The organism is Streptomyces sp. NPDC043876, from assembly GCF_056435825.1.
Window position 1 is genome coordinate 656,871 of record NZ_JBWKDV010000001.1, and the last position, 15,203, is coordinate 672,073.

13 protein-coding genes are annotated in these 15,203 nt (G+C 74.8%); 8 read left to right on the forward strand and 5 right to left on the reverse strand.

Translation table 11 applies throughout. The features are described 5' to 3' along the window. Nucleotides 1-8: 8 nt before the first annotated feature. Genes trpD through AC0693_RS03295 form a run of 5 tightly spaced genes read right to left on the reverse strand, consistent with a single transcriptional unit; the run spans nucleotide 9 to nucleotide 5,140 of the window. Complete coding sequence (gene trpD / locus AC0693_RS03275; protein ID WP_356413003.1) at nucleotides 9-1,040, reverse strand: anthranilate phosphoribosyltransferase; 1,032 nt, start codon at nucleotides 1,038-1,040, stop codon at nucleotides 9-11. Next, nucleotides 1,037-1,684: an anthranilate synthase component II gene (locus tag AC0693_RS03280; RefSeq protein WP_356413002.1), complete on the reverse strand. Its 648-nt coding sequence runs from the start codon at nucleotides 1,682-1,684 to the stop codon at nucleotides 1,037-1,039. Before AC0693_RS03280 ends, trpD begins: the two co-directional genes overlap by 4 nt. After that, nucleotides 1,681-3,240, reverse strand: coding sequence for an anthranilate synthase component I family protein (locus AC0693_RS03285; RefSeq protein ID WP_478800833.1), 1,560 nt, complete (start codon nucleotides 3,238-3,240; stop codon nucleotides 1,681-1,683). Before AC0693_RS03285 ends, AC0693_RS03280 begins: the two co-directional genes overlap by 4 nt. Beyond that, complete coding sequence (locus AC0693_RS03290) at nucleotides 3,237-4,556, reverse strand: ATP-grasp domain-containing protein (RefSeq protein ID WP_478800834.1); 1,320 nt, start codon at nucleotides 4,554-4,556, stop codon at nucleotides 3,237-3,239. The genes AC0693_RS03285 and AC0693_RS03290 overlap by 4 nt, the downstream gene beginning before the upstream one ends. Before the next feature lie 11 nt (nucleotides 4,557-4,567). Continuing rightward, nucleotides 4,568-5,140, reverse strand: coding sequence for an NADPH-dependent FMN reductase (locus AC0693_RS03295; protein WP_356412999.1), 573 nt, complete (start codon nucleotides 5,138-5,140; stop codon nucleotides 4,568-4,570). 470 nt (nucleotides 5,141-5,610) lie between these two features. Between AC0693_RS03295 and AC0693_RS03300 the strand changes: the two genes are divergently transcribed. The 8 genes from AC0693_RS03300 to AC0693_RS03335 are packed head-to-tail and all read left to right on the forward strand — an operon-like array spanning nucleotide 5,611 to nucleotide 15,156. Further along, nucleotides 5,611-6,999: a hypothetical protein gene (locus tag AC0693_RS03300; protein ID WP_478800835.1), complete on the forward strand. Its 1,389-nt coding sequence runs from the start codon at nucleotides 5,611-5,613 to the stop codon at nucleotides 6,997-6,999. Beyond that, entirely contained in the window at nucleotides 6,996-8,306 is a 1,311-nt protein-coding gene (locus tag AC0693_RS03305; RefSeq protein ID WP_478800836.1) for an ATP-grasp domain-containing protein, read from the forward strand. Before AC0693_RS03300 ends, AC0693_RS03305 begins: the two co-directional genes overlap by 4 nt. A gap of 10 nt (nucleotides 8,307-8,316) precedes the next feature. Continuing rightward, nucleotides 8,317-9,141 (forward strand): tryptophan 2,3-dioxygenase family protein, encoded by an 825-nt coding sequence (locus tag AC0693_RS03310; RefSeq protein WP_469335779.1) that lies wholly within the window; start codon nucleotides 8,317-8,319, stop codon nucleotides 9,139-9,141. After that, the gene (locus AC0693_RS03315; RefSeq protein WP_478800837.1) at nucleotides 9,138-10,382 is read left to right on the forward strand and encodes an aminotransferase class V-fold PLP-dependent enzyme; all 1,245 of its coding nucleotides are present in this window, start codon (nucleotides 9,138-9,140) and stop codon (nucleotides 10,380-10,382) included. Before AC0693_RS03310 ends, AC0693_RS03315 begins: the two co-directional genes overlap by 4 nt. Then, the gene (locus AC0693_RS03320) at nucleotides 10,370-11,668 is read left to right on the forward strand and encodes a tryptophan 2,3-dioxygenase (protein ID WP_478800838.1); all 1,299 of its coding nucleotides are present in this window, start codon (nucleotides 10,370-10,372) and stop codon (nucleotides 11,666-11,668) included. The genes AC0693_RS03315 and AC0693_RS03320 overlap by 13 nt, the downstream gene beginning before the upstream one ends. Continuing rightward, on the forward strand, nucleotides 11,665-13,332 hold the full coding sequence (locus AC0693_RS03325) for an FAD-dependent monooxygenase (protein ID WP_478738871.1): 1,668 nt from the start codon (nucleotides 11,665-11,667) through the stop codon (nucleotides 13,330-13,332). Before AC0693_RS03320 ends, AC0693_RS03325 begins: the two co-directional genes overlap by 4 nt. Before the next feature lie 34 nt (nucleotides 13,333-13,366). Beyond that, a complete protein-coding gene (gene ilvE / locus AC0693_RS03330) occupies nucleotides 13,367-14,335 on the forward strand; it encodes a branched-chain-amino-acid transaminase (RefSeq protein WP_478800839.1) in 969 nt (322 codons plus the stop codon). Then, nucleotides 14,332-15,156, forward strand: coding sequence for a cyclase family protein (locus AC0693_RS03335; RefSeq protein ID WP_478800840.1), 825 nt, complete (start codon nucleotides 14,332-14,334; stop codon nucleotides 15,154-15,156). Before ilvE ends, AC0693_RS03335 begins: the two co-directional genes overlap by 4 nt. Nucleotides 15,157-15,203: the final 47 nt, after the last annotated feature.

Here is a 15,203-nt window from a genome sequence, read left to right on the forward strand (position 1 = left end):
TCGTCGTGTCATGCGGCGGCCGGGACCGGGCGGAGCGACGCTGCTCCGGCGGCGGTCCAGGCGTCGAGCACAGCGGCGGCGGCGCCGCTGTCGATGGCTTCGGCGGCCCGGGCGATGCCCGCGCCCCAGTCCTCGCACCGCCCGGCCGCCCGGAGTGCGGCGGCCGTGTTCAGCAGCACGATCTCGCGGCGCGGGCCGGTTTCGCCGCCGAGGATCCGGCGTACGGTCCGGGCGTTCGCGGCGGCGTCGCCGCCGCGCAGGTCCGCGAGGGTGGCGGGGGCGAGGCCCAGTGCGGCGGGGTCGAGCCGGTAGGAGGTGGTGCGGCCGTCGGCGAGTTCGACGACCCGTGACGGGGAGCAGGTGCTCAGTTCGTCCAGGCCGTCCTCGGCGCAGAACACCAGGGCGCGCTCGGTGCCGAGCCGGTGCAGGACCTCGGTCATGACCTCCAGCAGGGCCGGATCGGAGACGCCGAGGGTCTGGTAGCGGGCGCCCGCCGGGTTGCAGAGCGGTCCGAGCACGTTGAAGACGGTCCTCACGCCCAGCTCGCGCCGGGGTCCGGCGGCGTGCCGGAAGGCGGGCTGGAAGACCGGCGCGAAGAGGAAGGTGATGCCCACGTCGGCCAGGCAGGCGGCGGCGTCCGCCGGGCCCGCGTCGATCCGTACGCCCAGGGCTTCCAGTACGTCGGCGCTGCCGCAGGCCGAGGAGGCGCTGCGGTTTCCGTGCTTGGCGACCGGGACCCCGCAGGCCGCGGCGACGATCGCGGCGGTGGTGGAGATGTTGAAGGTGTCGTGGCCGTCGCCGCCGGTGCCGCAGGTGTCCAGGACGCGGCCGTCGCCGGTGAGCCGGGCGCCGAAGGAGCGGGCGGTGGAGACGAGGCCGACGATCTCCTCGACGTCGGCGGCGCGGGCGGACAGGGCCATGGCGAAGCCGGCGATCTGGCCGGGGGTGGCGTCCCCGGCCAGGACGGCGGCCATGGCCCGGCCCGCCTGGTCGCGGGTGAGGCGGCGGCCCGCCGCCAGGGTGCGCAGGGCGTCCTTCACCGGGCGGCCCCCTGGAGGAGCGGGGCCCCGGCGGCGCACCCGGCCGCTTCGCGGACCGGGACCGCGTCGACGAAGTTGGCGATGATCCGGTGGCCCGCCTCGGTGAGCACGGACTCCGGGTGGAACTGCACGCCGTAGGTGGGGTGTTCGCGGTGGCGCAGGCCCATGACCGTGCCGTCCTGGGCCCAGGCGTGGGCGGTCAGCTCGGCGGGCAGGGTCGCGGGGTCCACGGCCAGCGAGTGGTAGCGGGTCGCGGTGAAGGGGTCCGGGAGCCCGGCGAGCACCCCGGTGCCGTCGTGCCGCACCCGGTCGGTCTTGCCGTGTACGGGCCCCACCCGGACCACGTCGGCGCCGAAGGCCTCGGCGATCGCCTGGTGGCCCAGGCAGACGCCGAGCAGCGGGAGCCGGCCGCTGAGCGCGCGGACGGCGGCGAGGCTGATGCCCGCCCGGCCCGGATCGCCCGGGCCGGGCGAGATCAGGACGGCGTCGTGGGCGGCCAGTTCGGCGAGGGTGACGCCGTCGTTGCGGTGGACGAGCGGCTCGGCGCCCGCCTCGGCCAGGTACTGGACGAGGTTGTAGGTGAAGGAGTCGTAGTTGTCGATGACCGCGATGCGGGGGGCGGTACGGGAAGAATGCGCGCTCATGCGGAGGCCTCCGCCCGTTCCACGGCGGCGAACAGGGCCTGCGCCTTGTTCAGGGTCTCGCGGTACTCGGCGGCCGGATCGGAGTCGGCGACGACCCCGGCCCCGGCCTGGACCCAGGCCCGTCCGTCGGCGATGACGAGCGTGCGCAGCGCGATGGCGGTGTCCAGGTCGCCGCCGGTGCCGATGAAGCCGAGGGCGCCGCCGTAGACGCCGCGGCGCTCGTCCTCCAGCTCGGCGATGATCTCCATGGCGCGGATCTTGGGGGCTCCGGAGACGGTGCCCGCCGGGAAGGTGGAGCGCAGCGCGTCCAGCGGCGTACGGCCCTCGGCGAGGTCGCCGCTGACCGTGGACGACAGGTGCATGACGTGCGAGTAGCGCTCGACCTCCATGAGCCGGTCCACCCGGACGGTGCCGGGGGCGGCGATCCGGCCGATGTCGTTGCGGCCGAGGTCGACGAGCATGACGTGTTCGGCGCACTCCTTCTCGTCGGCGAGCAGCTCCGCCTCCAGGGCCGCGTCGGCGGCGGCGTCGGTGCCGCGCCAGCGCGTCCCGGCGAGCGGGCGGGTCTGCGCGCGGCCGTTCTCGACCTTGACGAGGAGTTCGGGCGAGGCGCCGATGACGTGCCGGCCGCCGCCGAGGGCGAGGTGGAACATGTACGGCGACGGGTTGACGGCGCGCAGGTGGCGGTAGACGTCGAGGGGTTCGGCCGCCAGCGGCTTGCTGAACCGCTGGGAGAGCACGACCTGGAAGACGTCCCCGGCGCGGATGTACTCGCGGGCGGTGTCGACCATGTCGAGGAAACGTTCCTCGGTGGTGTGGGCGCGCCAGGCGGAACGGTCCTGCTGCGCGGCGGTGCGCGCGGGGGCGAGGGGGCGGAAGCCGGTTCCGGTGGTGCCGCGGCCCGCGGTCCGGCCGGCGTACGTCGGGTCGGCGTACGGCCCGGTGGCGTACAGCCGGTCGTGGGTCGCGGCGATCCGGGCGACGGCGTCCTCGTAGGTCTCGGCCGCCGTGTCGTGCAGCGTGGTGATCAGCACCCTGCGGGTGGCGTGGTCGAAGACGACCAGGTCGTCGGCCTGGAGGAACACCGACTCGGGCATGTCCGGGCCGGGCCCCGCCGCGGCGGGCAGCCGCTCGAAGTGGCGGGCGCTCTCGTAGCCGAGGTAGCCCACCGCCCCGCCGTGGAAGGGCGGGAGTCCGGGCAGCGGGGCGACGTCGCGGTCGGCCAGCGGCTGGAGCGCGAGGAGCGGGTCCCCGTCGCCGAGCGGGAGGGGCCGGGTGCGGTGGGCGATGTAGGAGTACCGGGCGACGGCGACGGTGGTGTCGGTCCCGATGACGCTCTCCAGCAGCAGGCCGGGCTCCTGCGGACCGCACAGGCGGGCGAAGGCGGTGACCGGCGTGAGGGCGTCGTCGAGCAGCTCGACGTAGAGCGGTACGTACGCGTGCCGCGCGGCCAGCGTCCGCGCGGTCCCGGCACCGGGCACGACGGCCGCCCGCAGCCCGGCGGCGGGCGCGCCGGCCGGGCCGGGGGGCGCCGCCTGGTCCACGGGGGCGCTCACGCGGCGGTCTCCGTTTCCGGGAGGGGGTCCACGGTGCGGTCCACGGCGGCTTCGGCCAGGTCGAGGATCCGCGCGCAGGCGGCCGCGTCCGGGCCGACCGCGACCAGCGCGGCGAGCCGCGGGATGGCCTGGCGGGGCGGCAGCAGCAGGGTGTCGCCGGGTCCGGCGAGGACGGCGGTGTGCGCGACGCCGGGCACGGCCGCGGCGGCGGTGAGGTCGAGCGGGCGGGCCAAGCCGTCGCCGGCCGCGTACACGAAGCGGACCTCGGCGGTGTCCCCGCGCGTCGGCGTCAGCTCGGGGAGCCTGCCGAACGCCAGCTCGGCGGCGGCCGCCACGAGGTCGATCCCGCTGGCCAGGGCGCTGATGAAGGGGATCAGGTCACCGCCGAGGCGGGCGTTCAGCTCGATCAGCCGCGGGCCGCGCGAGGTGAGCCGGACCTCGGCGTGCGTGACGCCGGTGGTGACGCCGAGCACCCGGTGCACGCCGGTGACCAGCTCCCGGACCTCCTCGGCCCACGGCTCGTCGTCCACGGCGGCGACCAGGTGGCCGACCTCCTCGAAGCAGGGCGCGAAGCCCAGCCGCTTGCGGGCGACGTGGACGATGTGGACCTCGCCCTCGTGAACGGCGCTGTCGATGCTGATCTCGGGACCGTCGAGGTACTCCTCGACGAGGATCCCGTGGCCCGTGGGCAGGGTGGCGAAGGCGGCGCCGTCGGCGAGGGCGAAGGCCGCCCGCACCTGGCCCTCGTCGTCGGCGCGGGTGACGCCGATGCTGCCGGCCAGGGCGCGCGGCTTGAGGACGACCGGGTAGCCGAACTCGGCGGCGGCCAGGGCCGCTTCGTCCGCGGTGGTGACGAGCCGGTGCCGGACGGCGGCGAGCCCCGCCTCGGCGAGCAGCGTGCGGGTGGCGTACTTGTCGCGGCAGCGGCTCGCGGCCTCGGCGGACAGGTGCGGCAGCCCGAGCTTGGCGGCGGCCGCCGCGGTGGCCTCGACGGCGGTCTCGTCCCAGGTCAGCACGGCCGCGGAGGCGATGTCCGGGCCCGCGAGGGCGAGTACGGCATCGGCGATCGCGACCGGATCGGACAGGTCGGTGACGACGTGGGAGTCGAGGTACTCGCGCTGCCAGTCCGGCTCGGCGGAGAGCACCGCGGAGAGGGTGTAGCGGGCGTGCAGGGACGCGAAGGAGTACGCGCGGTACGGCCGCCCGCCGCTGCCGACGACGATCAGCCGCGGTGCGGCGGCGGGGGCGGCAGCGGGGGCGCAGGCCGGGGCGGGTACGGGCCCGGGCGCGGCCGGGGGCGGGGAGTGCGAGGTCATGGCCGCGCCCCTCAGACCTGCGCCGCGGTGGCCGCGTCGAGCGGCGCGAGCAGCTCGGCGAGCTCGTCGAGGACGCCCTTCAGCTCGCCCGCGAACTCGGCCGGGGGACGGAATCCGTCGGGGCCGGTCAACTCGCCGACGCCGGGCACGGACACGCTGCGCCCGGCGGCGCGGAAACCGATCCGGGTGAGGATCGGGCGCAGCATCTCGACGGCCGGGACGCCGCCCGAGGGGCCCGCGGTGTAGCTGAAGAGGGCGACGGGCTTGTCCTGCCACTCCTGGTGGAGGAAGTCGATGGCGTTCTTCAGGGGCGCGGTGAAGGCGCCGTTGTACATCGGCATGACGAAGAGGTAGGCGTCGCCGCGGGAGACCGTGGCGCTCCAGTCCTTGGTGTGCTGGTGCGCGTACTGGCCCGTGGACGGGTGCTCGGGCTCGTCGAAGAACGGCAGGCCGGCCTCGGCGAGGTCGACGGTCTCGATCTCGAAGCCGCCGTGGGTGCGGGCTTCGGCGGCGGCCCAGGCGGCGACGGCGGGGCCGACGCGGCCGGGGCGGGTGCTGGCGATGACGATCTGCAGGCGGGGCATGTGGGTTCTCCCTGGTGGACGGTCCGGTGGTCACCGCGGATCGTCCGGAGGGGCGTGGGGCCCCTGCAGTGGTCTGTAGGTAAGCAGCCGTCCGGGCCCCGCGCAACCGGATCCGGCCGCCGCGGACCGCCCGGCCCGCCCCTTCATCCCCTTCTGCCCGGTTCTGGCGGCCCGGGGCCGCCTGGCGCATTCACGACAGCCGTAAACGCGCAGCCCGGGACGCGGCCCCCGCCGGGGGCGCCGCTGCCACAGTGAAGGCACGTCACCGCGGATCGAACCGCTTTCCCGCATGTCCCCGGCCCCCGCTCGTGCGGGCCGTCCGCTCCCTTCCGGGATTCCCCCCTCATGCGCCCCCCGGATCGCAGCGCCGCACCCCCTTCCCCCCACTTTCCGCGCCGCCGCGCCTTCGGCGGCTTCCCCTTCGTGCCGTGATCCGGCATGCCCGGATCCGGCAGAAATGGAGACCGCCCATGGAGAACTCCGTCACCGGCCGCTACGTCGAGGAGACCCGGCGCCCCAACGGCGAGCTGCGCACGCTCACCGCCCGCGCCGCCGTCCCGGCCGCCTACGACAAGACCTACGGCCAGGTGCTGCTGCCCCGCCCCGTCTTCGTCTCCGAGCGGGAGATCAGCGCCTTCTCCGACGACCTCGCCGCCCTCTTCCGCGTCCTCGTCTCGCTGCCGCGGCGCTGCTACGACGGCGACCTCGACCGCTACTGCGCCGCCATCGGGCTGCCTCCCGAACTGTCGGAGGTGATGCGCGAGGGCGCGAACGGCGACCCGCTGCTCTACGCCCGCGCCGACGCCTTCCACGACGGCACCGGCTTCCGCCTGCTGGAACTCAACGTCGGCAGCGAACTGGGCGGCATCGACAGCGCCCAGCTGAACCGCGCCTTCCTCGACGTCCCGGCCTTCCGCGACTTCGCCGAACGCAACCGGCTCGGCCACACCGACACCATGGCGCACCTGGTCGCCGAACTGCACGCCGCCGCGGCCGCCCGCACCGGCGCGCCCGCCGGTACGACCGGGGCCGGCCCTACGACCGGGGCCGCCCCCGCCGTCGCCCTGGTGGAGGCCCCCGGCGCGCTCGACGAGCACGACGGGGTCTTCCTCTCCATCCAGGAGGACCTGCGCGGCCACGGCATCGACCTCCAGCTCGGGGAGATCCAGGAACTCGACGAGGGCCCCGACGGCAGGCTGACCCTGCGCGGCCGCCCGCTGGACGTGATCCTGCGCTTCTTCGCCGCCGGCCAGATCGCCGGCGACCCCGCCGCCCGGGCCGCGCTGAGCCGGGTCAACCGCGCGCATGCAGAGGGCCGTACCGCCCTGTTCACCCCCCTCGAAGGGGCCCTGTTCACCAGCAAGGCCGCCCTCGGCCTGCTGCACCGCCCGGCCGTGCGCGCCGCGCTGACCGGGGCCGAGCAGGAGCTGATCGACCGGGTGCTGCCGCGCACCTGGGTGCTGGGGGCCGAGGGGTGCGAAGACGCCCTGGAGCACGCCCGTACGCACCGCGCCTCGCTCGTCCTCAAGCCCGGCATCGGCTACAGCGCCGACGGCGTGGTGATCGGCCGGGACGTCGGCGAGGAGGAGTGGGCCGCGGCCCTGGAGGCGACCGCCCTGCGCGACTACGTGGCGCAGGAGCTGGTGGTACCGGCCCTGGAGCCGGTCGTCGACCCGGACAGCGGACTGCTCCGGGAGTGGGTCGCCAACTGGGGGATCTTCGTCACCCCCCGGGGATACGGCGGCGCCTTCGTCCGCGCCCTCGCGCCGCAGGACGGCTCGGTCATCACCTACGCGAACCCCGGCACCCGCGGCACCTGCGTGTTCACCCACCCGGAAGACGAGGAGAACCGGACATGAGTCCCGAATCCACGGCGGCCGCCGCCACCCCGGCCGCGACCGCCCCCGGCGACGACCGGCCGCACGTCGTCGTCGTCAACCGCTGGCGCGAGCGGTACGCCGAGTTCACCCGCTACGTCGACCACTCCACCCACCGCGTCAGCTACGTGAGCACCGCGGTCGGCACCGGTTCGGTGCCCCCCGAGGCCCACGAGGTCGTCCTGGTCCCCGCGACCGACGACCTGGAGCGGGTCCGCGGCGAGGTGCGCGCCCTGGCCGCCCGGCACGGCGCGCCCGCCGCGATCGTCGCGCTCAAGGAGGACGACCTGCTGGTGGGGGCCGCGCTCCGGGAGGAGTGGGACGTACCCGGCCCGCGCCAGGCCTCGCAGATCGTCTTCCGCGACAAGTACGTGATGTGCCGCGCGGTCGCCGACGCGGGCCTGGACGTACCGCGCTTCGCCGCCGCGGCCGACGCGGCCGCCGTCCGCGCCTTCGGCGAGGACACCGGCTGGCCGGTCATCGTCAAGCCGCGCACCGGCAGCTCCAGTTCCGGCGTGGTCCGCGTGGACGGCCCCGGCCGGGTCGCGGAGCTGGACCTGGACAGCGAGCCGATGCTCGTGCAGGCCTTCGTGGACGCCCCGATCTCGCACGTGGACGGCGTCTTCGACGGCGAACGGCTGCTGGCCTGGCGGGCCTCCCGCTACCTCAACACCTGCCTCGGCTTCCGCGACGGGAACCACCTCGGCTCCGTCGAGATCGACGACCCCGAGGTCAACGCGGCCGTCGAGGAGGCCGCCACCGCCTTCCTCGGCGCGCTCTCCCCCGGCCGGGCCACCGTCTTCCACCTCGAAGTCTTCATCGACCGGGACGCGGACGGCCGCCCCCACTGCCGCTTCCTGGAGTGCGGCGCCCGCGTCGGCGGCGCCGAGATCGCCTTCCTGTGGCGCGAGGTGCACGGCTACGACCTGATGCACGCCGCCTGGCAGCTCCAGCTGGACCTCCCGCTGCCGCCGGTCCCGGCCACCGCGGCCGCACCGCACCCCACCGGTGAGGTGGCCGGCTGGATGCTCGTGCCCGCTCCGGCCGAACGGCCCTGCCGCATCACGGAGTCCACCTCGATGACCGGCCGCGCCGACGGGCCGTACGCCGAGGTCGTGCTCCGCCCGGGCGAGGTGCTGCCCGACGCGGACGCCTACTACGAGCACGTGGGCGGCCGCTTCCGGTTCCGCGCCGCGACCGGCGCCGCCGCCGAGGCCGCCATCACCGCCACCGCCCAGGACTTCCGGGTGCGCGCCGAGCCGCTCGCCCTGTCCACCACCACCGCCTGACAGGAGCACCGTGGCCAAGGACTATTCGGTTCCCGTACTCGACGGAGAAGGGGACAACGACTACACGCGCTACATGCGGACCGACACGCTGCTGTCGCTCCAGCGCCGCCCCGAGGACATGATCCACCGGGACGAGATGCTCTTCCAGGTCGTCCACCAGTCGACCGAACTGTGGCTCAAGCTCGCCTGCCACGAGGTCGAGGAGGCCACCCGGCAGATCGACGCCGGAGCGCTCGACACCGCCGCCCGGCTGCTGGGCCGTGCCTCGCTGAGCGCGCGGATGACCGCCGACCAGCTGGAGATGATGCGGCAGCTGGCCCCCTGGGACTTCCAGATCATCCGTACGGTCCTGGGGCACGGGTCGGGCTTCGAGTCCCCCGGCTGGAAGGCCGCGCGGCTGGTCAGCGTGGACCTGGAGAAGGCGTTCCGGCGGCTGACCGAGGCCCGCGGCACCGACCTCGTCGAGGTCTACCGCAGCGGCCAGGACACCCCGGAGTACCGGCTCTGCGAGGCGCTCATCGACTGGGACGAGCGGATCTCGCTGTGGCGCACCCAGCACTATAAGATGGCCACCCGGGTCATCGGCCACTCCGTGGTCGGCACCAAGGGCGCGCCGGTGGAGTTCCTGGCCAAGCTGATCGGGCACAAGTTCTTCCCGCAGCTGTGGGAACTGCGCACCGAGCTGACCCTCAGCGGTCCGATGGGCGAGGACGAACCGGCGCCCGAGTACGCCGAGTACCTGGAGGGCCCGGCCCGGCCGGTCTGCCCGATGGGCGCGGGGGGCGAGGGAACCGACGCCGGTGCCGTAACCGGCACCGGGACGAGCCCGGCATGAGCCCCGCCGCCCCTCCGACCGCCCCTCCCGCCGTGACGCCCGCCGCCTTCCGGCGCCGCTTCCCGATGCTGGAGCGGACGGTCCACCTGGCCGGTTGCAGCCTCGGCGCCCGCTCCACCGCGGTCGACGAGGCCCTGGAGCGGATGCAGGAGGCCGTCGCCGCCCACGGCGCGCCCTGGGACCGGTTCGAGCAGGAGGCGGACACGGCCCGCATCCGCTTCGCGGCCCTGATCGGCGCGGCCCCCGAGCAGATCGCGATCGTGCCCAACGCCTCCGTCGGCGCCTACCAGGTGGCCTCCACGCTGTCCCTGACGGCGTCCCGGACCGAGATCGTCACCACGGTCGAGGAGTTCCCGTCCGTCGCGCACGTCTGGCTCGCCCAGCGGCCGCGCGGCGCCCGGGTGGTCTTCACCGGGGACCGCGAGGCCGGGCGGGTCCGGACGGCCGACTACACGGACGTCCTCGGCCCCCGCACCGCGCTCGTCTCGGTCCCGATGTCCACCTACCAGTACGCCGAGCGGCCACCGGTCGCGGAGATCGTCGGGGCCGGCCGCGCCGCCGGCGCGCTGACCTTCGTCGACGCCTACCAGGCCGTGGGCGTGATGCCGGTGGACGTCACCGAGATCGGCTGCGACTACCTGGTCGCGGGCACGATGAAGTACCTCGCCGGGCTGCCCGGCCTGGCCTTCCTCTACGCCCGCGACGCCGCGCCCGCCGCCCGGGACCCGCAGCTCACCGGCTGGTTCGGGCGGGTGGAGCCGATGGCCTTCGACCCGCTGCGGCTCGACTTCCCCGCCGGAGCGCGCCGCTTCGAGACCGGCACCCCGGCCGTGCCCGCCCTCTACGCCGCGAACGCCGCCTTCGGCCTGTTCGACGGCGTCGACCAGGCCGACGTACGGCGCCACACCGGCGCGCTGATCGAGAGCGCCGCACGGACCCTGACCGCCCGGGGCGAACGCGTCCGCCTGGCCGCGACCCCCGAACTCCAGGGCGCCCACCTCGGGCTGTACGACGCCGACCCGCGCGCCCTGGCCGGCTGGCTGGGCGCCCGCGGCATCGCGGTCAGCCCGCGCGGGCCCGTGGTGCGCCTGTCCTTCCACTACTACAACTCCGCAGCCGACGTGGAGGCCCTCTGCGAAGCCGTGCGCGCCTTCCGCGCGCTGACCGGGCCCGCCCGTTCCGGCCCCCGTCCCGCTCCCGTCCCGCTCCCGAAGGTGAGACCCCCAGCGTGCAAGAGCTGACCGACTGGCTGGCCGATCCCGTACCCGGCCGGTTCCCCTATTCCGCCGTGCTCCAGGAGTTCCACCTCGTCGGCAAGCACTTCGTGTGCGACCCGACCCTGAAGTCGCTGGCCCTGGCCCGCGAGCGGCTCGCCCCGCAGCCCCCCGCCGGCGCCGACGCGTCCGAACGGCTGCTGCTGGACCGCTTCCTGGACACCGCGCTCGACAAGTGGGACGGACGCTACGACTACCCGACGTACACCTCCCTCGGCGTGCTCGGCCTGCCCAGCGCCGACGACGGCCCGCACGCCACCGCGGCGGCCCGGGTGACCCGGGACCGGCTGACCGTGCAGCTCCTCGCCGACCTGCTGCGCTTCGAGCTGGCCGCCGCCGAGGGGCGCACCGGCTGGCTGCCGCAGATGCGGCCCGACGCCCGCGCGGTGGACAAGCGCCACCGGCTCGCGGTCCGCGTGGCGCGCCCCGCGCTGGAGCGCCTCGGCTTCGGTGACCGGCTCACCGCCGACGACCCCGCCGGGCAGGCCGCCCAGCTGTGGGAGCTGGTCGACGGCGAACTGCTGGACGGCCACGAACGGCAGGTGCTGCGCCTGAGCATGCTGCCCGTCTACGTCTCGCACGACGAGCACATGTTCATCCGGGTGCTCCAGACCTTCGAGACGACGTTCGCGCTGCTGGCGCTGAGCATCCGTACGGCCATAGGCCACCTCGACGGCGCCCGTACGGGAGCGGCCGCGGCCCAGCTCGCGGTGGCCGAGAGCGCGCTCGCCGAATCGGCGCCGCTGTTCTCGCTGCTCGCGACCATGCAGGTCGAGTCCTTCCGGGTGTTCCGCGACTTCACCGAGGGCGCCAGCGCCATCCAGTCGCGCAACTACAAGCTGGTCGAGTCGCTGTGCCGGGTCCCGGACCAGGACCGGCTCGACTCCCCCGCCTACCGCTCCACCCCCGAGGTGCGCGAGCGGATCCTGGCGGGCCAGCAGACCCTCGACGAGGCCTGCGCCGCCGCCGGCCGCGATCCGCGCTTCACCGCCGCCGACCGCGAGGTGCTCGCCGCCTCGATGCTCGGCTTCGCCGCAGCGCTGCGCCGCTGGCGCCAGACCCACTACCGGATCGCGGTGCGGATGCTCGGCACCCGCTCGGGGACCGGCGCCACCGAGGGCACCCCGTACCTCAGCTCCGTCCGCAGGATCCCGGTCTTCCGCAGCGTCGCGGAGGAGCCCGACACCGACACCGACGCCGGCCCCCGCACCGCGCCCGCCGGCTCCCCCAACGAAGGCGAAGCAGCAGCATGAACAGCGACCCGACCCCCGTAGGCATCGTCGGTGCCGGCCCCGTCGGCATGGCGCTCGCCGCCCGTCTGGCCTCCTTCGGCATCCCGTCCGTGCTCTTCGAGCGCGACCCCGAGCTGCGCAAGCAGGGCTCCAAGGCCTGCCTGATCCAGGGCGACGTCCTGGAGGTGCTCGACAAGTTCGGCTGCGCCGAGACCATCGGCGCCGAGGGCGTCACCTGGACCACCGCCCGTACGTACGTGCGCGGCAAGGAGATCCGGGCCGCCGAGCACACCCGCCGCATCGGCTACGGACCGTTCGTCAACATCTCGCAGTTCCGCATCGAGCAGCTGCTGCTGGAGAAGATCGAGTCGGACCCGCTGACCGAGATCCGCTGGGCGCACGAGGTCACCGGCGTCACGCAGGACGCCGACGGCGTCACCGTCACCGCCGACACCCCGGCCGGCCCGCGCACCGCCACCTGCCGCTACCTCGTCGCCTGCGACGGCGTGCGCAGCCCCCTGCGGGCGCTCACCGGGGTCGCCTGGACCGGCTACAGCCACCAGGACCGGTTCCTGATCACCGACCTCAAGGTGAAGCTGCCGCTGGCCAAGGAGCGCCACTTCCACTACGACCCGCCCTTCAACCCCGGCCGCCAGCTGGTCATGCACCCGCAGCCGAACGACGTCTGGCGCATCGACTGGCAGCTCGCGCCCGACACCGACATCGAGGCGGAGCGCGCCGACGGCCGCTTCGACCGGCGGGTGCGCGCCGTCATCGGCGACGTGGACTACGAGATCGACTGGCTGTCCACCTACCGCTTCCACCAGCGCGTGGTGGAGAAGTTCCGGATCGGCCGGATCTTCTTCGCGGGCGACTCCGCCCACTCCCTGCCGCCGTACGGCTCCCGCGGCATGAACAGCGGCATCCAGGACGCCGACAACCTCGCCTGGAAGCTGGCCCTCGTCCTCGCCGGGACCGCCGGGGACGCGCTCCTCGACACCTACCACGACGAGCGCTACGCCGCCGCGAAGGAGAACCTGGCCGTCACCGAGGCGACGATCAAGTTCATGGTGCCGCCGAACCTGCTGCGCCGCACCGTCCGCAAGGTGCTGCTGACCCTCTCGCAGCCCTTCCAGGGCGCCCGCGACAAGGTCAACAGCGGCAAGATGGCCGAACCGCACACCTACGTCGACTCCCCCGTCGTCGAATCCGCGCTGCGCCACCCGCTGCTGGGCGCCTTCGCCCCCGACGCGCGGATCTCCGCCCCCGGCGCGGCGCGGCTGCGCGAGCTGTACGGCGCCGGGTTCACCGGGCTGTACTTCGCCCCGGACCGGGAGACCGCCCGCGCCTTCGCCGAGCGCGCGCTCGCCGATACCCGCGGCCTGGCCGCCGACCTGATCGTGGTCCTGCGCGAGGGCGAACTGGCCGTCCCGGCCGCGGGCAGCGCCGACGACATGCCCGCCGGCGTGACCGTCCTGCGCGACCGCGACAACGTCCTGCGCGCCGCCTACCGGGCCACCGAGGGCACCTGCCTGGTCGTGCGCCCCGACGGCCACCTCGGCGCCCTCGCCGACGCCGCCCGCCCGGAGCGGTACGGCGACACCCTCGCCCGCTGCGCGCTGGCCACGGCGGCCCCCGCCGGGGAAGCCGCCGCGGCGGACGCCCGGATCCCCGTCGGCGTCTGAGCCCGGCCCCCACCCCCTTTCGTAGGAGTACGCGATGACCGCTCCCCAGCTCCCCCAGCTCCCCCAGCTCCCCACCCACGCCTGGCTCAACGGCTCCGTCGTGGACTGGGAGAACTGCACCGTCCACGCTCGCTCGCAGGGCGCCTTCTGGGGTGCCAACGTCTTCGAGGGCCTGCGCGCCTACCGCCGCCCCGACCGCGAGGGCCTCGCGGTCTTCCGCGTCGACGAGCACCTGGCCCGGCTGCGCCGCTCGATGAAGTCGCTGCGCATGGAGATCCCCTTCAGCGACGAGCAGCTGAAGGAGGGCGTGTTCGACGTCCTGAAGGCCAACGCCTTCGAGGAGGACGTGCACGTCTGCGTCGTCTCCTACTTCAACATGGGCCCCAACGGCGACCCGCTCAGCCACACCACCGACGCGGGCGCGCACATCACCTCCACCCGCGCCCCCCGCGGCCGCGGCTTCGACGGCGGGCTCTCCGCCACCATCTCCTCCTGGCGCCGGATCAGCGACGACAGCATGCCGCCGCGCATCAAGGCCGGCGCGAACTACCACAACAGCCGCCTCGCCCACCACGAGGCCGTCCGCAACGGCTACGACACCACGCTCCTGCTCAACCAGCGCGGCACCGTCTCCGAGGCGCCCGGCTCCTGCGTGGTCATGCTGCGCGACGGCAAGCTCGTCACCCCGCCCGGGACCAGCGGCGTCCTCGAAGGCATCACCGTCGCCACCCTCGGCGAACTCGCCGCGAACGAGCTGGGCATCCCCATGGAGCGCCGCGAGATCGACCGCACCGAGCTGTACACGGCGGACGAGGTCTTCGTCGCGGGCACCCTCGCCGAGGTCGCGCCGGTCACCACCATCGACCGGATCCCGGTCGGCGACGGCGCCCCCGGCGTGACCACCCGCAAGCTCCAGGAGCTCTACGACGCCGTGGTGCGCGACCAGCACCCCGACTACCGGCACTGGAACACGATCGTCCACACCACGGAGACCGCCGGATGAGCACCGCGCCCGCCACCGCCCCGGCCGCCTCCGCCCCGGCCACCGGCGCCACCGCCCTCGGGCCGCTGCTGAGCGCCCTCCTCGACGGCTCCGTCGAGGTCGTCGACCTGACGTCGCCGCTGTCCGAGGAGACCCCGCTGATCCAGCTGCCGCCGGAGCGCGGCCAGCCCTGGCCGTTCGCGCGCGAGGTGATCAGCCACTACGACGAGGCCGGTCCGACCGTCTACTGGAACAACATCCGCCTCTCCGAGCACACCGGCACCCACTTCGACGCGCCGGTCCACTGGCTCACGGGCCGCGACCTCGACGACGTCTCCCAGGTGCCGCCGCAGCGCCTGGTCGGCCCCGCCGCCGTGCTCGACTTCTCGGCCGAGGCCGCCGCCGACCCCGACTTCCTGCTCACGCGCGAACACGTCGAGACCTGGCAGCGGGACCACGGCCCGCTGCCCGCCGGCGGCTGGCTGCTCTACCGCACCGGCTGGGAGGCCCGCCAGGGCGACCAGGACACCTTCCTCAACGGCCGGCACACCCCCGGCATCGCCCCCGACTGCGCCCGCTGGCTCGCCGAGGAGACCGGGATCATCGGCATCGGCGTCGAGACGGTCGGCACCGACGCGGGGCTCGCGGGCGAGTTCGTGGACCAGCCCTACCCCTGCCACTGGTACTTCCACGGCGCCGACAAGTACGGCATCACCCAGCTGCGCAACCTGGACCGGCTGCCCGCCCAGGGCGCGGTGCTGATCGCCGCACCGCTGCCCATCGTCGGCGGCTCGGGCAGCCCGGCCCGCGTCCTCGCCCTCGTCCCGGGCCCCGCCGCCTGACCTGCGGCGCTCCCGACTCCCCCTCCCTCTCCCCCTCCCGCTTCCGC